16 protein-coding genes and 1 tRNA gene are annotated in these 18125 nt (G+C 63.6%); 11 read left to right on the forward strand and 6 right to left on the reverse strand.

The genetic code is table 11. From position 1 onward, the window contains the following. Window positions 1-9 precede the first annotated feature (9 nt). The 3 genes from rsgA to ACTIIH_RS01370 are packed head-to-tail and all read right to left on the reverse strand — an operon-like array spanning window position 10 to window position 2954. Complete coding sequence (gene rsgA, locus ACTIIH_RS01360) at window positions 10-1122, reverse strand: ribosome small subunit-dependent GTPase A (protein WP_441090322.1); 1113 nt, start codon at window positions 1120-1122, stop codon at window positions 10-12. A gap of 1 nt (window position 1123) precedes the next feature. Further along, the gene (gene aroA / locus ACTIIH_RS01365; RefSeq protein WP_441450143.1) at window positions 1124-2464 is read right to left on the reverse strand and encodes a 3-phosphoshikimate 1-carboxyvinyltransferase; all 1341 of its coding nucleotides are present in this window, start codon (window positions 2462-2464) and stop codon (window positions 1124-1126) included. Further along, window positions 2457-2954 carry a DoxX family protein gene (locus ACTIIH_RS01370; protein ID WP_441090324.1) on the reverse strand — a complete coding sequence of 166 codons (498 nt, stop codon included), beginning with the start codon at window positions 2952-2954 and terminating at the stop codon, window positions 2457-2459. The genes aroA and ACTIIH_RS01370 overlap by 8 nt, the downstream gene beginning before the upstream one ends. Window positions 2955-3099: 145 nt before the next feature. On the opposite strand from ACTIIH_RS01370, the gene ACTIIH_RS01375 reads away from it, so the two are divergent. Beyond that, window positions 3100-3756: a sigma-70 family RNA polymerase sigma factor gene (locus ACTIIH_RS01375; RefSeq protein ID WP_441450144.1), complete on the forward strand. Its 657-nt coding sequence runs from the start codon at window positions 3100-3102 to the stop codon at window positions 3754-3756. Continuing rightward, window positions 3753-4010 carry a mycothiol system anti-sigma-R factor gene (rsrA, locus tag ACTIIH_RS01380; protein ID WP_039210641.1) on the forward strand — a complete coding sequence of 86 codons (258 nt, stop codon included), beginning with the start codon at window positions 3753-3755 and terminating at the stop codon, window positions 4008-4010. Before ACTIIH_RS01375 ends, rsrA begins: the two co-directional genes overlap by 4 nt. 100 nt (window positions 4011-4110) lie before the next feature. On the opposite strand, the gene ACTIIH_RS01385 is transcribed toward rsrA, so the two are convergent. From ACTIIH_RS01385 to ACTIIH_RS01395, 3 genes are all read right to left on the reverse strand, one after another. Continuing rightward, window positions 4111-4185, reverse strand: coding sequence for a 50S ribosomal protein bL37 (locus tag ACTIIH_RS01385; protein WP_441090428.1), 75 nt, complete (start codon window positions 4183-4185; stop codon window positions 4111-4113). Window positions 4186-4268: 83 nt separating this feature from the next. Beyond that, on the reverse strand, window positions 4269-4883 hold the full coding sequence (locus ACTIIH_RS01390; protein ID WP_441450145.1) for a GDSL-type esterase/lipase family protein: 615 nt from the start codon (window positions 4881-4883) through the stop codon (window positions 4269-4271). Then, the gene (locus tag ACTIIH_RS01395) at window positions 4880-8590 is read right to left on the reverse strand and encodes a multifunctional oxoglutarate decarboxylase/oxoglutarate dehydrogenase thiamine pyrophosphate-binding subunit/dihydrolipoyllysine-residue succinyltransferase subunit (protein ID WP_441450146.1); all 3711 of its coding nucleotides are present in this window, start codon (window positions 8588-8590) and stop codon (window positions 4880-4882) included. Before ACTIIH_RS01395 ends, ACTIIH_RS01390 begins: the two co-directional genes overlap by 4 nt. Window positions 8591-8692: 102 nt before the next feature. On the opposite strand from ACTIIH_RS01395, the gene ACTIIH_RS01400 reads away from it, so the two are divergent. From ACTIIH_RS01400 to ACTIIH_RS01440, 9 genes are all read left to right on the forward strand, one after another. Continuing rightward, window positions 8693-10150 (forward strand): GuaB1 family IMP dehydrogenase-related protein, encoded by a 1458-nt coding sequence (locus tag ACTIIH_RS01400; protein ID WP_441090328.1) that lies wholly within the window; start codon window positions 8693-8695, stop codon window positions 10148-10150. A 131-nt stretch (window positions 10151-10281) separates the two neighbouring features. Next, window positions 10282-11613, forward strand: a complete 1332-nt coding sequence (locus ACTIIH_RS01405; protein ID WP_441450147.1) for a hemolysin family protein — start codon at window positions 10282-10284, stop codon at window positions 11611-11613. After that, window positions 11610-12671: a hemolysin family protein gene (locus ACTIIH_RS01410; RefSeq protein WP_173153897.1), complete on the forward strand. Its 1062-nt coding sequence runs from the start codon at window positions 11610-11612 to the stop codon at window positions 12669-12671. The genes ACTIIH_RS01405 and ACTIIH_RS01410 overlap by 4 nt, the downstream gene beginning before the upstream one ends. A 416-nt stretch (window positions 12672-13087) precedes the next feature. Next, window positions 13088-14125, forward strand: coding sequence for a M15 family metallopeptidase (locus ACTIIH_RS01415; protein ID WP_441450148.1), 1038 nt, complete (start codon window positions 13088-13090; stop codon window positions 14123-14125). Window positions 14126-14238: 113 nt separating this feature from the next. Then, a tRNA-Arg gene (locus tag ACTIIH_RS01420) sits at window positions 14239-14314 on the forward strand. Between the two features lie 137 nt (window positions 14315-14451). Beyond that, on the forward strand, window positions 14452-15300 hold the full coding sequence (locus ACTIIH_RS01425; protein WP_441450149.1) for a hypothetical protein: 849 nt from the start codon (window positions 14452-14454) through the stop codon (window positions 15298-15300). 156 nt (window positions 15301-15456) lie between these two features. After that, window positions 15457-16935: an AAA family ATPase gene (locus tag ACTIIH_RS01430; RefSeq protein ID WP_441450150.1), complete on the forward strand. Its 1479-nt coding sequence runs from the start codon at window positions 15457-15459 to the stop codon at window positions 16933-16935. 46 nt (window positions 16936-16981) lie between these two features. Beyond that, window positions 16982-17560 carry an antirestriction protein ArdA gene (locus tag ACTIIH_RS01435; protein ID WP_441450151.1) on the forward strand — a complete coding sequence of 193 codons (579 nt, stop codon included), beginning with the start codon at window positions 16982-16984 and terminating at the stop codon, window positions 17558-17560. Window positions 17561-17643: 83 nt separating this feature from the next. Continuing rightward, window positions 17644-18012 (forward strand): hypothetical protein, encoded by a 369-nt coding sequence (locus tag ACTIIH_RS01440; RefSeq protein ID WP_441450152.1) that lies wholly within the window; start codon window positions 17644-17646, stop codon window positions 18010-18012. Window positions 18013-18125: the final 113 nt, after the last annotated feature.

The raw sequence follows: 18125 nt of genomic DNA on the forward strand, positions 1-18125 counted from the left end.
GCCTCCAGCCTATCCAGTCGAGGGCAGGAGCCGGCGCAGCGACTCCAGCCGTGAGACTCCTCCAGGCCCGGCTTTGCCGTCGGCCACCCAGTCATCGAGGCGACAACCGGGTGAATCGGCGAGGTGAGTGCAGCCGCGGGGGCATTCGGCCGTGGCGTCGACGAGTTCCGGGAACGCGGAGAGCAGGGTCTCCCGGTCGACATGGGCCAATCCGAAGCTGCGCACACCGGGGGTGTCGATGAGCCATCCGCCGCGATCCAACGGCAGGCACACGGCCGACGACGAGGTGTGCCTGCCTCGTCCGGTGACATCGTTGACATGGCCCGTCGCCCGGTCGGCGGCGGGAACGAGGATGTTGGTCAGGGTGGATTTGCCCACCCCGGAATGGCCGACGAGGACGCTGATGCGTCCGCGGAGGTGTTCGGCCACCTCGGCGTGGGGATCGGCCGCGGCCTCAACCGAATCATCGGCGCCCGACCGAGCGACGGCGTCATCGGTCGCCGCGGCATCGGAGCCGATGGAGGATTCGACGATGTCGACTCCGGCAGCAGCGAACCGTTGCCTCAGTTCCGTGGCCGGGTGCAGATCGGTCTTCGTGACGATGAGCAGGGGAGTGATCCCCGCGTCGAAGGCCGCGACGAGGGCTCGGTCGATGAGACCGAACGAGGGTTCGGGGTCCACCGTGGCGGTGACGATGCCCATGACATCGACATTGGCCACGAGGACGCGCTCGGTCGGGTCGGTGTCATCGGCGCTGCGGCGCAGCAAGGTCTGCCGCTCGGTGACCTCCACCAGCCTGGCCAGCGTTCCCTCGGCCCCCGAGGTGTCGCCCACGAGGCGGACGATGTCGCCGGGAACGATCGCCTGCTTGCGCAGGTGGGAGGCGCGGACGGCCGTCACCGAGGCGACCCGCCGAGATCGCTTCCCCTTCTTCCGCGAGGGGGGAGCCGAGCGGAAGTTCCCGTCGTCGTCAGCGAGGATGACGCGGTACCTGCCCCGATCGACGGCAGTGACCAGACCGGAGACTGCATCGTTGTGATCCGGACGGTTCTTCGTCCGGGGGCGTGACCCGCGTCGGTTCGGCCGGGGACGATAGTCCTCATCGCGGAAGATCTTCGCCATCTCAGGCTCCGGCGGTGAGCATGGCTTCCCACAGCTGGGTGAAGGCCGGGAGGGTCTTTGCCACAGTGCCCGCGTTCTCGATGACCATTCCGTCGTTGCGCAGGGCGAGGACGGCGCCGGCCATGACCATGCGGTGGTCGTGGTAGGTGTGCCACAGTGCTGGGCGCAGCTGCGTGGTGCCGGTGATCGTCAGCGAATCGGCGTGCTCGACGACGTCGACGCCGATGGCACCGTACTCCCGAGTCAGAGCGGCCAGGCGATCGGTCTCGTGTCCGCGCAGATGTCCGATCCCGCGCAGATGCGACGTGCCTTCGGCCAGCGCTGCGAGGGCCGAGACCACCGGGGTGAGCTCGCCGACCGCCGACAGGTCGAGGTCGACGGCGGTGAGAGTCTCCGGGCCCTGCACATGCAGTCCGTCTCGGTCGAGGCGCACCGTCGCACCGAAGGCTTCGGCGATCTCGCGGAAGCCGTCTCCGGCCTGTGTCGTGTGCGCGGGCCATGCGGCGATGGTCACTGAACCTCCGGTGGCGACGGCTGCGGCGGCGAAGGCGGCAGCATTGGAGAGGTCGGGTTCGACCTGGACGTCGAGGCCGCGCGGCAGTCCGGGTTCGACGATCCAGCGTTCGGGTTCGGGTTCGCTGATGTCGACGCCGGCATCGCGGAGGACCTCGATCGTCATGTCCACATGCGTCCGACTGGGCACTGTGTCAGCAGTGTTGGTGAGTTCGAGTCCCAAAGGCATGACAGGTGCGGCGAGCAGCAGACCGGAGACGAACTGGCTCGAAGCGCTGGCGTCGATGCCGAGGTGGCCGCCGCGCAGCTGCGAGTCGGCGTGGATCGTCATAGGCAGGGTGCCGGCGGCGGAGGTGATCGAAGCACCGAGCTCCCGCAGCGAGTCGATCGTCACGGACATCGGTCGCACCCGGGCCTGCTCGTCACCGTCGAGGACGATGTCACGTCCCGTCAGCGCTGCGAGCGGAGGGATGAAGCGCATGACGGTTCCGGCAAGCCCGCAGTCGATGGTGATCGGAGAATCCGGCCCACCATCGCGCGCGTGCGCATCCGAACCGGCGAAGGGAATCGGCTCGACGTGGAGCTCATCGCCGTCTTCGTCGATCACGGCACCGAGGCGGCGCAGGGCTTCGACCATCAGCAGCGTGTCCCGGCTGCGCAGCCATCCTGTCAGGTCGGAGCCGGAACGGGCCAGGGCCGCGAGGATGAGATAGCGGTTCGTCAGAGACTTGGAACCGGGAACGGAGACAGCGGCAGAGACGGCGGAACCGGCGACCGGCGGCTGCCAGTCGCCGGTCACCGGGGGAGTGTGGGTGGAGATGTCAGTCAACTCCGAGTGCGTTCAGGGCCTGCTTCGAGGTGTCTTCGACGCTCGACCACAGGTCTTCGGCCGCGTGCTGGGTGCGCCACCACAGGCCGGGTCGTCCGGCGGTGTCGACTGCAGCGAGCAGAGCGCCGCCGAGCATCGAGGTGCGCAGCAGAGTGCGTTCGTTGCGCACCTTCTTCTCCTCTTTCGACGTCGTCTTGTCGGCAGACAGACGTTCACCGACGGTGTCGAGAAGATAGGTGCCGACGAGGATCGAAGCGCTGAAGCGGGGGAATCGCCCGATGGCCAGCAGCGAACCTGCTGCGACCTGCGCAACACCGGTGGCGCGGGCGAGAGTCACTGCGTCGACGGGGACGTCGGCCTGCTTGCGGGCCTGGTTGAGGAGCGGGCCGACCGATGCGGCCGCTGCCTCCGGCTTGCGCAGTCGTTCGACGCCGTTGAGTATGTAGCCGGCGGCCAGCATGGGCCGTGCGATCAGACGGATGGGAGACACAGTGGTCCTTCCTACGTGGCGGTCATCTCACTGGCAAGCATAACTGCTGAGGTGGGAATAGTGGGACGTCGGTCCGATGTTGTTCGGGGTGAAGCCATTCGACGGGTGCTCCCGTCGGGAAGTCGACAGGCAGAAGGAGAAGTCTATGAGCGCCACTGCCGTCCTGGAGAGAACGGGCGTACCATTGACTGCGATGACCGAATCAGTCAAAGAAGCCCCCGAAACCGACGCCGAGAGGTCTGCGCGTTTCGAACGGGATGCTCTGGAATATGTCAACCAGCTCTACGCAGCTGCTCTGCGTATGACCCGAAATCCGGCCGATGCCGAAGACCTCGTCCAGGAAGCCTATGCGAAGGCGTATGCCGCCTTCCACCAGTACAAGCCCGGAACCAACCTCAAAGCCTGGCTGTATCGGATCCTGACGAACACCTTTATCAACAACTACCGCAAGAAGCAGCGTCAGCCGCAGGAACACGGCAGCGAAGACATCGAGGACTGGCAGATCGCACAGGCGAACAGCCACTCGTCCTCCGGCGGTCGTTCCGCCGAACTCGAAGTCCTCGACCACCTTCCCGACTCCGACGTCAAGCAAGCGCTCTCGGCACTGCCCGAAGACTTCCGCATGGTCGTCTACTATGCCGATGTCGAAGGACTGCCGTACAAGGAGATCGCCGAGATTATGGAGACCCCGATCGGCACTGTGATGTCCCGACTGCACCGCGGTCGCCGACAGCTGCGGGAGATGCTGGCCGACTACGCCGCCGAGCGCGGTTTCGTGAGTCCTGAAGGAGGTGCGAAATGAGCGACGAAGGATGCTGCGAAAGCGTCAGGACCGAGTCACTGATGCGCATCTACCACTACCTGGACGGAGAACTGACGACGACAGAGATCCGCGAGATCTCGATCCACCTCGAACAGTGCCCGTCGTGTCATGACGAGTACGAGATCGAAGCGCTGCTCAAAGAGCTCGTGCGTCGTTCGTGCAGCCACGACCGTGCCCCGATGGGACTGCGAGAGAAGATCCGCCAGCGGATCGCATTGGAGCAGAACTCCTGACTCAAGTCTCGACCAGAGCCTGAGGGCTCCGGGAACAACGAAGGCGGGAAGAGAATCGTATCTCTCCCCGCCTTCGTCTTTCGCCGAACGTATCAGCGAATCATGCGTTTGGACGCTTGCCGTGGTTTGCCTTCCTACGGCGGCGATCGCGACGCTTACGGCCACGCTTGCTCATTGTGCCCTCCTTTGATAGACGCTCAATTGTCTCATGATCACCCGAGCAGAGCAAAGTCGGCCCAGGTCACACAGTCCGCCGGCTCAGCTGTCGCCGAGGATGTCTTGGACTCCCAGCCAGTTGAACCAGCCGCGATGGAGAACCAGCCAGGCCAGCAGACCGTATCCTTCCTGCGCCGGCAGATGGTCCCGTGACGATGCAACCTCGCGCTGCCATACAGGATGGCCGAGGAGGGGAGTGAAGGTGTCGACGTAGGTGATGCCGCGCCTCTTGGCCACGTCCGAGAAGCTGGCATTGAGCTCGGCGATGCGACGGTTGCGGTCACCGTCGTGTTCAGGCGGTGGACCCAGCACGAACGTCGAGACCTTCCGAGCCAACGCCTCGTCGAGGATGTTGGCGACATCGAGGCGGGCCCTGGCCACCGAACGACCCGAGTCGAGGTCACCGGAGCCCAGCGCCAGCACCAGACGGTTGTCACCGTCGGGCGTGAAACGCAGAGACGCCTCGGCGATCGTGCGCGCATGGAGACCGGCCGAATCCTCGGTGGGCACCGCCAGCGGATACACCTTGAGCTCCGGCACGCTCGGCAGAGTCCTCGCCGTGACTCGACCGACCCACCCGAGGCCACGACCATCGCCGTGGCCGGCGACCAAAGGGCCGCCGACCACGGCGATGGTTGTGGTGATGTCGCTGCTCACCGGCTGAAGATCCGGTCGACGAGTTCCTTCTGCTCAGCTTCGTGGAAGTGCTTGAGCCCAGTTGAGGTGGCCGCCGAGGCCGCACGAGAGATGACCTTGACCTCACGGCCGCCGAGGAGCTGCGGCAGGTGCAGTGCCATGAACGGCCATGCACCCTGGTTCTCCGGCTCTTCCTGGGCCCAGACGATCTCCGCGCCGGCCGGGAACCGATCGAGCACGGCGGTGATGGCCGCCTCGTCGAGCGGGTAGAGCTGCTCGAGGCGGACGAGCGCCATCTTCTGGTCGTTGTCCTTCTCCCGTTTGGCCTTGAGCTCCCAATAGAGCTTGCCGGAGACGAGGACGACGCGCTCGACCTGCGAGGCATCGACATCCGTATCGTCGATGACGGCCTCGAACTTGCCCGAGGTGAAGTCCTCCGGCGAGTTCGCCGCAGCCTTGAGGCGCAGCATCGACTTCGGGGTGAAGACAATGAGCGGACGCTTGTTCGTCGTCGAGGCGTGGCGACGCAGCAGGTGGAAGTACGAGGCGCCCGAAGACGGGTAAGCCACCGTCATATTGTTCTCAGCGCACAGCTGGAGGTAACGCTCGATGCGGCCCGAGGAGTGGTCAGGTCCCTGTCCCTCATAGCCGTGGGGCAGGAGCATGACGACACCGGAGTTCTGCTGCCACTTCTGTTCGGAGGAGGAGATGAACTCGTCGATGACGGTCTGCGCACCCTGTGCGAAGTCACCGAACTGAGCCTCCCACGCCACGAGGGCATCCTTGCGTTCGACGGAGTAGCCGTATTCGAAGCCGACGGCCGCATATTCGCTGAGCAGGGAGTCGTAGACCCAGAAGCGGGCCTGATCCTCGGTGAGGTTCTGCAGTGGCGTCCACTCGTTGCCGTTGACCGAATCGATGAGCACGGAATGGCGCTGGACGAAGGTCCCGCGACGGGAGTCCTGGCCGGCCAGGCGCACCGGCACACCGTCCATGAGCAGTGAGCCGAAGGCCAGCAGCTCGGCGAAGCCCCAGTCGATTCCGCCCGAGACCGACATCTCCTTGCGCTTCTCGAGCAGCGCCCGCAGCTTCTTGTGAACCGTGAAGCCCTCGGGGATCTCGGTGAAGGCCTCGCCGATGCGCTGCAGCGTCTCGGCGCTGATGGCCGTCTCGGCATCGTTGAAGGTCTCGATGTCGCTGGGCTCATAGGGAGCGTTGAACGCTTCTCCGTCGTAGGAACCGGTCTCGGCTTCCTTGGTCTCGGCGAAGGCAGATTCCAGCTTGGACTGATAGTCCTTGAGTGCCTCGGCGGCTTCTTCATCGGTGATGCACTTCCTGCCGACGAGGGATTCGGTGTAGAGCTTGCGCACCGAACCCTTCTTTTCGATGAGGGAGTACATCGTCGGCTGGGTCATCGACGGATCGTCGCCCTCGTTGTGGCCGCGACGGCGGTAGCACACGAGGTCGATGACGACGTCCCGGTTGAATTCCTGCCGGTATTCGAAGGCCAGGCGGGCCGCCCGGACGACGGCTTCGGGGTCATCGCCGTTGACGTGGAAGATCGGGGCGTTGATCGACTTGGCGACATCCGTGCAGTAGAACGAGGAACGCGCCGAGGCAGGGGGAGTGGTGAACCCGACCTGGTTGTTGATGATGACGTGGACCGTTCCGCCAGTGCGGTAGCCGCGCAGTTCGGAGAGGTTGAGTGTCTCGGCGACCACACCCTGTCCGGCGAATGCGGCATCGCCGTGAACGAGGACCGGCAGCACGGTGAAACCGGACTCACCCTGGTCGACGAGATCCTGCTTGGCGCGCACGATGCCTTCGAGGACCGGGTTGACGGTCTCGAGGTGGCTGGGGTTGGCCGCGACGTAGACACCGGTGGTGTTGCCCGCCGGCGAGGTGAACGAACCCTTGGTGCCCAGGTGGTACTTCACATCGCCCGAGCCCTGGACGCTGTCGGGGGACATGGTTCCGTCGAACTCGCGGAAGATCTGCGCATAGGATTTGCCGGCGATGTTCGTGAGGACGTTGAGGCGACCGCGGTGGGCCATGCCGATAGCGACCTCGTCGAGGCCGGTGTCGGCGGACTGGTTGAGGATCTCGTCGAGTAGGACGATCGCGGACTCTCCGCCTTCGAGGCTGAAGCGCTTCTGACCGATGTACTTCGTCTGGAGGAAGGTCTCAAAGGCCTCGGCGGCGTTGAGACGGCCGAGGATGTGTCCCTGCTCCGAACGGGTGAGCTCCTGATGCGGAACCTCGATCTTCGACTGGAACCAGCGGCGCTGGACCGGGTCGGCGATGTGCATGTATTCGAAGCCGGTGGTTCGGCAGTAGCTCTCACGCAGCAGTCCGAGGATGCTGCGGAAGGGCATCATCGGCTTCGATCCGAACCCGCCGGTGGGGAACTCGCGTTCGAGATCCCACAGAGTCAGACCGTGCTGATTGATATCGAGGTCGGGGTGGGACCGCTGACGGTAGACCAGAGGGTCGATATTGGCCATGAGGTGACCGCGCGTGCGGTAGGCATCGATGAGTTCGATGACGCGTGCAGTCTTGTTGACGTCGTCCTGGTCTTCGGCCGAGACGTCGGGAACCCAGCGCACCGGCTCGTAGGGCAGGCGCAGGGATTCGAAGACATCGTCGTAGAAGCCGTCTTCGCCGAGCAGGTAGCTGTGGACGAGCTTGAGGAACTCGCCCGATCCGGCGCCCTGGATCACGCGGTGATCGTAGGTCGAGGTCATGGTCAGCACCTTGGACACGGCCAGGGAGTTGATGGTCTGCTGGCTGGCACCCTGGAACTCGGCGGGGTAGTCGAGCGCGCCGACGCCGATGATGCAGCCCTGGCCCTTGGTCAGGCGCGGCACGGAGTGGACGGTGCCAATTCCGCCGGGATTGGTCAGCGAGACGGTGGTGCCGGCGAAGTCGTCGGCGGTGAGCTTGCCCTGTCGTGCCTTGTCGACGAGGCCGTCGTAGGCGTCGACGAACTGGCGGAAGGTCAGCGTCTCGGCCTTCTTGACGTTGGGCACGAGCAGGGTGCGGGATCCGTCCTTCTTCGGCACGTCGATGGCGAGGCCGAAGTTGATGTGAGCAGGGGAGATCATCACGGGTTTGCCGTCGCGGACGTCGTAGGAGACGTTCTGCGAGGGGAAGTTCTGCAGGGCGCGGATCACGGCGAAGCCGATGAGGTGGGTGAAGGAGACCTTCCCGCCACGGGTGCGCTTGAGGTGCGAGTTGATGACGATCCGGTTGTCGATGAGCGCCTTGGCAGGCAGAGCCCGGACCGACGTGGCGGTCGGGACTTCGAGCGACTCATCCATGTTCTTGGCGATGAGCTTCGCGGGGCCGCGCAGGGGAGTGATCGTCTCCTCAGGGGCGGGCTTCGGTGCAGTCTCCTTCGGAGTGACCTGCGGCACGGACTTGGACTCGGCCTTCAGCGTCTCGGACTCGGCCGATGACGGGGTGACTCCGCGGGATGTCGCCGGCGCTGCGGTGGAAGCCTGGGACTTGGCCTCTGTCTCCTTCTCAGCCGGCTTCGCCTCCTGCTCGGCGGCGGGCTCGGCAGCGGACTGAGCGCCTCCGCCGTTCTTCTCGTACTTGTCGAAGAAGGGCCACCAGGACTGGTCGACCGAATTCTTGTCTGACTTGTACTGCTCATACAATTCCTCGACCAGCCACTCATTCGACCCGAAGTCTTCAACGGTGCGGTTCGGAGTATTGACGGACACGGCGTTGATCGCCTACTTCCTGATTCAAGACTTGCTGCTTAACGACATCTCCAAGCCTAACGTGATGTGCCATCGAATGTGCAGTTAATGGACAATAGTGTTATGCGTTTCATCTCAAACGACCCGAACACCGATCTCACCTACTCCGATGTCTTCCTCGTGCCGAATTCGTCTGCGCTGACTTCGCGCTTCGACGTCGACCTCACGACGACCGATCCGACCAGGTCGACGACGCCGCTCGTGGCAGCGAATATGACCGCCGTGTCCGGTCGACGGATGGCGGAGACGATGGCACGTCGCGGCGGACTGGCGGTACTGCCCCAGGACATCCCGCTGACCGCCGCGCAGGAGACCATCGCCTGGGTCAAGAGCCGCGACCGGATCTTCGAATCCGCACTGCGCTTCTCGCCCGAGGACACAGTCCTCAACGCCCTGCACGTGCTGGCCAAGCGTCCGCACGGCTTCGGCGTCGTCGTCGACGACGCGGGACGGCTCGAGGGCATCATCAATGCCGCGGATCTGCGCGGAGTCGATCGCTTCACCTCGGTGGCGGAATTGTTGAACTCCTCACCGCATGTCATCCGCGCCTCCGGAGTCGACTGGGAGGACGCTGCGCAGCTGGAGTCCCTCTTCGAGTCGATGACGGACTCACGAGCCGAGTTCGCCGCCGTCGTCGACGATGAGAACACGGTGCTCGGCAGTCTGACTCCGAAGTCGCTGCTGCGCTCGTCGATCTACACCCCCAATGTCGACGATCGGGGACGGTTGAAGATCGCCGTGGCCGTCGGCGTCAACGGTGCCGCGGTCGAACGTGCTGCGGCCCTGGTCGACGCCGGTGCGGACGTCCTCGTCGTCGACACCGCCCATGGCCACCAGGTGAAGATGCTCGACACGCTGTCGGCGATCGCCGATGCCGAGCTCGGGGTGCCGATCGTGGCCGGAAACGTCGTCACCGCCGAAGGAGTCCGCGACCTCGTCGCTGCCGGCGCCGACATCGTCAAGGTCGGAGTCGGCCCGGGCGCCATGTGCACGACCCGGATGATGACTGCGGTCGGTCGTCCACAGTTTTCCGCAGTGCTCGAATGCGCCGAGGCGGCTCGCGAGCTGGGTGCCTACGTGTGGGCCGACGGCGGAGTCCGCTACCCCCGCGATGTCGCTCTGGCCCTGGCTGCCGGGGCCTCTCAGGTGATGGTCGGATCCTGGTTCGCCGGGACCCACGAGTCGCCCGGCGACCTGCTCGTCGACGGAGAGGGCCGGAAGTACAAGGAGAGCTTCGGCATGGCTTCGGCTCGGGCCGTGGCCAACCGGACCAGAGCGGAATCGGCCTTTGCGCGTGCTCGGAAGGGACTGTTCGAAGAGGGCATCTCTTCGTCAACCATGTACATCGATCCTGAATCTCCCGGGGTCGAGGACCTGATCGACGGCATCACTTCGGGCGTCCGCAGCTCCTGCACCTATGCCGGGGCCGGTGATCTCGGAGAATTCGCGCGTCTGGCCGCGGTCGGTGTCCAGAGCGCCGCCGGCTACGAAGAGGGCCGACCGCTGTCGGGAAGTTGGTAAGATCTCCTCATGCACAGTGACAGTCCCGGCCGGCGGGAAGCCGGCGCCCCAGATGACGACCCTCACCCCGCGAGGGTCTCACACCTCACCTGCTCTGCTGAGCAGACAGCGAACGGCGGGGACAGTCACTGATGGAATGGATACTCCTCGCCCTCGCACTGCTGCTCATCCTCGCCACCGGAGTCTTCGTCGCAGCCGAATTCTCGCTGCTGACGCTTGACCGCCACACAGCCGATAAGGCGGTTGAAGAAGGTCTCGTCGGCGCGAAGACGCTGCGGCGTTCGATGACCCACCTGTCCACCCAGCTCTCGGCAGCGCAGGTGGGCATCACGATCACCACTCTGCTTACCGGTTACCTCATGGAACCCTCCTTGGGCAGGCTGCTGGCGCCGCTGTTCGAGGCCTGGGGCGTCGGCCCCGGCCTCGCGGCCCCGCTGGCGCTGACCATCGCCCTCATTGTCTCCACCGTGGGATCGATGATCTTCGGAGAGCTCGTGCCGAAGAACCTCGCCATCGCTGTGCCGCTGGCGACCGGTCGCATCGCGGCACCGATGCAGTACGTCTTCTCGCTCGTCTTCAAGCCCGTCATCGCCGTCCTCAACGGCACGGCGAACAAGATCCTGATGTCGATGGGCATCGAGCCGCAGGGAGAAGGGTCGGTGGGGCGTTCCCCGGAGGAGCTCACCTCACTCGTGCGGCACTCCGCCGAAGAGGGCGTGCTCGATGAGCAGACAGCAGGTCTGCTGGAGAGGACGCTGAGCTTCTCCGAACGCACCGCGGAAGACGTGATGACTCCGCGCACGCGCATGTCCACAGTGGACAAGGACACCACGGCTCGACAGATCATCGAACAGGCCCGGGACACCGGATTCTCCCGGTTCCCCGTGGCTGACGAGGACAAGGACCACATCGTCGGAGTCGTTCACGTCAAACAGGCCTTCGCAGTGCCTCCGAGCAACCGCGACGACGCCTACGCAGGAGGGCTGATGACCGAGGTCCGCGAGATCCCGGAGACGCAGCGCCTCGACCCGCTGCTCTTGGAGCTGCGCGCCACCGGCTTGCAGATGGCTGTGGTCGTCGATGAGTTCGGCGGCACAGCCGGAGTGGTCACCCTCGAGGATGTCGTCGAGGAGCTCGTGGGCGAGGTCGCCGATGAGCATGATCGGATGCGCGTCGCGGCACGACCGGCTCGCGACGGCTCCTGGATAGTGCCCGGTCAGCTGCGACCCGATGAGATCTCGTCGACGATCGGGGTCGACATCCCGGAGGACTCGGATTACGAGACTATGGCCGGATTCGTCCTCAAGCAGCTCGGACGGATCCCCGAACCGGGTGACGAGGTCTGCATAGAGGATGCCCGCATCGTGGTCGAACGAATGCACGGACGACGCATCGAACGCCTCCGGGTGGTGCTGCGCGCCGCCGACGCAGGGGGTTCCGAAACCGGAGGTGAGACTCGATGAGCGCCGATTGGTTCGGACTGGTCTGGCTGGTTGTTCTGCTGCTGGGCAACTCCTTCTTCGTCGCCGCCGAATTCGCGGTGGTCGCTGCCAAGCGATCACAGATCGAGCCGCGAGCGGCAGAAGGCTCCGCGGCGGCCAAGACCGCTCTCTATGCGATGGAGCACGTGTCACTGATGCTGGCGATCTGCCAGCTCGGCATCACTGTGTGCTCCCTGCTTCTGGGCAATGTGGCCGAACCGGCCATCCACCATCTGCTAGCCGGTCCCCTCGAGGGCCTGGGCATTCCCGCCGGACTGTCCTCGACGATCTCCTTCGTCCTGGCGCTCGGCGTCGTCACCTACCTGCACGTGGTCATCGGTGAGATGGTGCCGAAGAACCTGGCGCTGGCCGCCTCCGGCCAGGCCGTGATGCTGCTGGCGACACCGCTGGTGTTCCTGGCGCGGGTCTTCGGGTTCGTCATCCGCCCCCTCAACGGCCTGGCCAATGGGGTCCTCCACCTGTTCAAGATCGAGGCCCGTGACGAGGTCAATGAGGCCTATACGATCGAGCAGGTCGAATCGATCGTGGCCGAGTCGAAGCGCGAAGGACTGCTCAGTGATGACACAGGGCTGCTCAAGGGGGCCATCGAGTTCAGCGACAAGACTGCGTCCGACATCATGGTCCCGATGTCCGAACTCGTCACGATCTCGGACAAGGTGACCCCGAATGAGCTTGTGACCTTGGTCGGCAAGACAGGCTTCTCCCGCTACTTCGTCGTCGGTGACGACGGGTATCCGCAGGACTACCTCCACATCAAGGATGTCCTCTACGCGGACACCGAAGAGGCCTTCGACGCTCCGGTGCAGAGCAAGCGCTTCCGCCCCCTGTTCACGGTCACTGCCGATGACGAGGTCGAAGAGGCGCTGGCGCAGATGCAGAAGGCCGGAATCCATGTCGCCCGCGTCATCGACTCGCAGGCGCAGGTCCTCGGCGTGCTGTTCCTCGAGGACGTGCTCGAAGAGCTCGTCGGCGAAGTCCAGGACGCGATGCAGCGGGGACGATTCGACTTCCGCCGCTGAGCATTCTGCGCCGGCCGATCCGCCCGGCTCACCCTTTCGCCTCGACGGCGGTCTCCTGATTGCGGGGAGGCCGCCGTCGAGGCGTCGCGTCCGCTCCCGGCGCTGTGGCGGTGTGCGGGGCCATGTGTTCGGCTGTCGGACAGCGTCTGTGCTCGTGGGAAGTGCCGCTCGACGCGAACTCCCAAACGTGACCGAGTGTGTAACGGTTCGTAACGAAACGGTGATTCAGGACACCTGGAGTAGGGCGCCTGTAGTGATCTGTGACCATGCATCGTCAGGAAATGTCCTGGTCACACGCTGTGAATGAACTGAAGGTGACATTCTGTAACAATGTCGTTATAGTGTTGTGACATCAGCTTTCGGGCGCCCGGCAGAGGGCTTCCACCGCACAATCTTCACCAACAGTATGGAGCACTATGTCGAGTGAGCTCTCGACCGTCGAGGCGCCGCAGGTCCGCCGACGTGATCTGCGGAAGCAGAACGCCTCTTCGCAGGTTTCGACGATCAACTCTTCGCATCCCGTGACATCGCAGTCGCGGAACAGCGCATCCGCAGTCCTTTCACCTCGTCGCGCGGCGATGGCAGCCGAGGCCCGCGCAGCAGCGGGCTCACCGCGACGGGCAGCGATGGCCAAAGAGGCTTCTCGGCCGATGACCCCTGCGGGTCATACGTCGACGCTGGCCGCGGCTCAGCTCGGCAACCGCGGTTCCGACGGTTCGCTGCTGCGCTCGGTCCGCCGCCGTCAGGTCACCACATTCTCCGCTCTGGCCACCGTCTCGGTCACCGGTACCGCCATCGCTGCCGTGATGGTCGCCGGCAACATGAGCGGCAACCAGGAAGTCAAGGTCGACGACACGGCCGCACAGTCCCAGCCACGTGCGATCAACGCCGAATCGGTCTCCGCCGACATCAAGGTCGACGACGATGACAAGACCTCGATGACCATCGGCGCCCCGAGCGCCAAGCAGACCAAGGTCGACGCGGCATCTCGCGCGATCACGAAGACCGTTCTGCCCGGCTGTGACGAAGCTGCGCCGAAGGGCGAGGCGAGCAACGGCGAACTGCCCGACGGATGGCTGTGTGAGATCGGCGTGGGCAACCACAAGCTGCGCTCCGATGCGGCTGTGTCGTTCGCGAAGATGAACGCTGCCTTCAAGAAGGACACCGGCAAAGACCTCGCAGTCACCGACTCCTACCGGTCGCTGGAATCACAGGTCTCCGTCGCCGCACGCAAGCCCGGCTTCGCAGCTCGTCCCGGAACCTCCAACCACGGTTGGGGCCTGGCACTGGACCTCGGCGCGGGAACTCAGAACGGAACCGGCCAGCAGTACGAATGGCTCGTCGCCAACGCTGAGAATTTCGGGTGGGAGAATCCGGACTGGGCCAAGCGCAATTCCTATGAGCTCTGGCACTGGGAATACGTGCCCGGCCGCAAGGCTATGAAGGGTGCCTGATCTGCTCGAACATCGCTGATCACAGCCCCACGACACCGCGGGCAGTCCTCGGAGGACTGCTCGCGGTGTCGTTTTGGGAGGTGGTGCCCAACGGTGATAGAGTTGCAACCGTTGCCCGCGTAGCTCAGTGGATAGAGCGTCTGCCTCCGGAGCAGAAGGTCGTAGGTTCGAATCCTGTCGCGGGCACCAGATAAGGCCCCTGGTCAGCGGAAACGCCGATCAGGGGCCTTCTTCATGCCTGGATAGAGCGGACAGGTACGCACTGAGGTACGCAATAGGTGACGCGTCGCCGCCCGGTTGTGGGTTGTCCAAGCGATGATGGACTCATGCGCATCGACGACTTCTTCCAGGAGTCGCCCGACACGGGGAACCCCTGGGACTCACAAGAGACCGAGCTCAACGCTGAGCTGCTGACCCAACTGGCACAGGGCACGGCCCCTGACCCCAAGCCTCTCGAGACAGCCCTGTCGCTCACGCGGTTCGTGAGGGAAGAGTTCGAGGCGTTCGGCACCGAGCCGGCAGGCCTACGTATCTCCGAGGAGGAAGCGAGAGCGGCTCTCAGGACGCTCCGTCTCGTCCTCCAGCGGCAAGGGATCGAGTTCAAGCCTCCGTGGCGCGATTTCTCCTCCTTCAAGAGCCACTGGCTCTCCGAGGGTGCATACGGCAGCTGGCAGGCCCGTCGGGACATCCTGGAGAAGTGGTTCCGTCCCGTGCAAGACCTGCTCGACGAGGCCGACGAGCAGCAGTTCATCGGCGAGCTGACCGAGGGGATCTCACCGCATAGAGACCTGGGCTGGTCTGACGTAGACGACCACATCGCACAGCTCCGACAGCGCTTCCGATCGGCTTCCACGGTCATGGACTACAAGGACGTGGGCAACCGCTGCGTCGGCGTCCTCGAGGCGCTCAGCGCCCACGTCTACGACCCTGAGGTGCACTGCCCACCAGGACTCTCAGAGCCTCCGGTGGACAAGACCGACATCCGCATCGGCGCGTACATCGAACACCGTCTGCCCGGCAAGTCCAATGAGGAGCTGCGGGGGCTGACCAAGAAGGCGTCGGCTCTCGCTCACAAGATGAAGCACTCACCGAAGGCCGACCGGACCACTACCGGCATCACCGCGGATGCCGTGATCCTGCTGTCAAACATCCTGCGTCGGCTCGAGGAGGGCTGAAGGGCCCACGGGGTGCGCTTCGGTAGACAGAACCGCTGGGCTCGTGAAGGATCTAGTTACTTGCGCGCAAACCTCTAGTAGACGGCTACTTAGATATCGCGCTACCGACGAGGATTCTCGAAGGCGAGAATCTACAACAAGGTAAGGTGTCAATATATGTACATTCGGTGTGTGACTCTCGAGAACGTGAAGAGCTTCATGGGTGAGCATAGGTTCATCCTTCAGCCCGGAGTTAACTTCTTCGTTGGCGACAATAATAGCGGCAAATCAACGTTGCTTGAAGCCTTGTTGTTCACCTTTCAAGGCCCCTCTCAAACGAGGTGGACGCCAGACTCTTTCTATTGCAAGAATGGAACTGGGCGAACACGCGTGGAGGTTGATATTGCTGGTGGTGTCGAAGAGCTCGTTAAGCGGGAGAAGTTCCGTGTCCTGGAGGATTTTGTCTTCGAAGCCGATGGGGAAAAAATTCTTCGTCTGGATCGATCAAGTGAGAATCGGGAGGTTCTGCAGGGTAAGAAGTCGCGTAGCGTCGACGTCAAAGGTGTTTGTTTCTGGCATCCGCAGCGTGAGCAATTTGAAAACGTAACCGGTATAGACGCGAGGGTTAAAGCGCTCTTCGATTTTGAGGAAGTGTGGGCTGACGCTCATCCTGGTGACCATATCGATTTTGCAAACAACAAAACTCTTGGTCGACTCCTCGACTCATCATTCCAGCGCTTCGTGCAGACTGAACTTTGGAGGAATCTCTCGGATGCACACAAGAGAGCTTTCGGTCCAGATGAAACCGAATCGTTTACCGTTGAGACAACACGCCTCGCCAGCGATCTGAAGAATCTTGTGGATGAGCAGTATGGCGAAGCGAACTACCGCTTCGACTTCGGTCTACCTGATGCGAACGTGTTCATGAAGCAGGGGATTCTCCATGTCGACGATGGGGCGGGCGAGACGCCGATCGGCGGCAAGGGGACCGGGATGCAGCGAGCCGTCGCGCTGGGCCTCATCCAGCTTTACGCGCGCTCAGCAGCACTCGGGGGTGCGGAGAATGCCACCCCGTTGATCCTGATGCTAGATGAACCCGAGACTTGGCTACACCCCAGTGCTCAGTTGAGGCTCGGCGATGCTCTTAGCAAGATTGGAGAGAAGGAGCAGGTATTCATTGTCACACACTCTCCGTATCTGATTAGAAAGTTCAACTCCGACGATCATCTCCTCACGGTCCTGACCGGAAAGGGTAGCGACCGCCGCGTTGACTCATCGACCACGTTTGGGCTTTTCGGTCAAGGTGAGCCAACCTGGGGAGAGATAAACTATCGCGCCTTTGGTGTTTATAGCGTGGAGTTTCATAATGAGCTGTTCGGCTGGGTTCAGCGCCATCTTGAGGCTCTTAAGTCTAACGGTAAGGCTGCCGGCAACAATGAAATCGACGAGTTCTTCAAGCAGAACGGTGTTCCTGTCGACAGGGTATGGATCCGAACGCCCAGTCTAGAGCGGTTCGATGCTACGTTGCCGATGTATGTTCGCAACAGCATCCACCATCCCGAAAACCACGTAAATGCCCCGGTTTCAGATGTGGATCTTCATGAATCGATTGAGTATCTAGTCCGGGTTGTCGAGTCGATCAACGCATTGCCGTAGTGCGCACCGGCCGCCGCGGCGGCCCGGGAGACCTCCTGAGGAGTGGGTGATCAACCTGCTCATGAGCGAGGAGGACCTCATGACGACCAGTGCCCGCATCATCCGCCACACCGAGCCCCGCGCGTGGCTTGGCTGTCTCGTGTGCTTTTCCGAAGCTGATCTCGTCGGCAGGTGGTACGACGCCCAAGACTGCGACGAGGTCACGCCGGCCCAGCTGCACGGTCACGCGACCGACCACGAGGAACTCTGGGTGATGGACCACGAGGGCATCCCGGTCACGGGCGAGATGGACCCCATGACCGCGGCCCAGTGGGGCCGCGTCCTCACCTCGGTGCCCGAGCACCAGCAGGAGGCGCTCTTCGCCTGGGTGCGCTCCGGCAGCTACGTCGCCGAGGGCGAGGTTGACTTCCCGTCGCTCGAGGCGTTCGAGGACGTGTACGAGGGTGAGTGGTGCTCATGGCGCGAGTACGCCGACCACATGCTCGAGGAGGGCGGCCTGCTCGAGGGTGTCTCCGACGAGGTCCGGCGCTACATCGACTACGACCAGTGGGCGCGTGACCTGCTCATGGACTACACGGTCGAGCACGCCGAGGACGGCGGCGTGATCGTCTTCCGCAACCTCTGAGCTATAGGCGCGTTTACTGCACTGTCACGTAAACGCGCCTGTAGCATGTCTGACAGATCCCTTCCTCCCATAGGAGCCCCACCATGCGACGCCACCTGATCACCGCCACCACGCTCGCCATCGCCGCCACCGCCCTGCTCACCGGCTGCAGCGGCAACAACCTCGAGGGCACCTATCAGGACGCCCTGGACGACTCCATGGTCATGGTGCTCGGCGAGGACGGCACCTGCGGGTTCGATCGGCGATACAACCCAGATCGTGACGGCCCGACCCCCACTGCGGACATCCAACCTGAATGCGAGTGGGAGCTGAATGGCGACCGGATCACCATCGTCGGTGTGGACATCTACGGCTACAACGAGCTGTCCCTGGCCGGCACGATCACCGACGACGACACCATCGAGTTTTTGGGCCAGTCCCCGAGCGACATGTATTTCGTGAAGGTCAACTAAGCGCCACCACCAAGATCCCCGGGGAGCATCCGCTCCTCGGGGATCTTTTTTCATACGGGGGGGGGTGCCCCTATGTTTTAAGTCAAGGGGCAACGACTAGTTTCTTCAAGAAT

Origin of the sequence: Brevibacterium sp. (assembly GCF_052105255.1) — a bacterium.
In the GTDB taxonomy this organism is placed as follows: Bacteria; Actinomycetota; Actinomycetes; order Actinomycetales; family Brevibacteriaceae; genus Brevibacterium; species Brevibacterium linens_B.

What these genes read in the sequence shown, in the direction of transcription:
- rsgA (WP_441090322.1), bottom strand. Translation starts at nt 1,122, where the DNA reads ATGGCGAAGATCTTCCGCGATGAGGACTATCGTCCCCGGCCGAACCGA.
- ACTIIH_RS01375 (WP_441450144.1), top strand. Translation starts at nt 3,100, where the DNA reads ATGAGCGCCACTGCCGTCCTGGAGAGAACGGGCGTACCATTGACTGCG.
- rsrA (WP_039210641.1), top strand. Translation starts at nt 3,753, where the DNA reads ATGAGCGACGAAGGATGCTGCGAAAGCGTCAGGACCGAGTCACTGATG.
- ACTIIH_RS01400 (WP_441090328.1), top strand. Translation starts at nt 8,693, where the DNA reads ATGCGTTTCATCTCAAACGACCCGAACACCGATCTCACCTACTCCGAT.
- ACTIIH_RS01405 (WP_441450147.1), top strand. Translation starts at nt 10,282, where the DNA reads ATGGAATGGATACTCCTCGCCCTCGCACTGCTGCTCATCCTCGCCACC.
- ACTIIH_RS01410 (WP_173153897.1), top strand. Translation starts at nt 11,610, where the DNA reads ATGAGCGCCGATTGGTTCGGACTGGTCTGGCTGGTTGTTCTGCTGCTG.
- ACTIIH_RS01415 (WP_441450148.1), top strand. Translation starts at nt 13,088, where the DNA reads ATGTCGAGTGAGCTCTCGACCGTCGAGGCGCCGCAGGTCCGCCGACGT.
- ACTIIH_RS01425 (WP_441450149.1), top strand. Translation starts at nt 14,452, where the DNA reads ATGCGCATCGACGACTTCTTCCAGGAGTCGCCCGACACGGGGAACCCC.
- ACTIIH_RS01430 (WP_441450150.1), top strand. Translation starts at nt 15,457, where the DNA reads ATGTACATTCGGTGTGTGACTCTCGAGAACGTGAAGAGCTTCATGGGT.
- ACTIIH_RS01440 (WP_441450152.1), top strand. Translation starts at nt 17,644, where the DNA reads ATGCGACGCCACCTGATCACCGCCACCACGCTCGCCATCGCCGCCACC.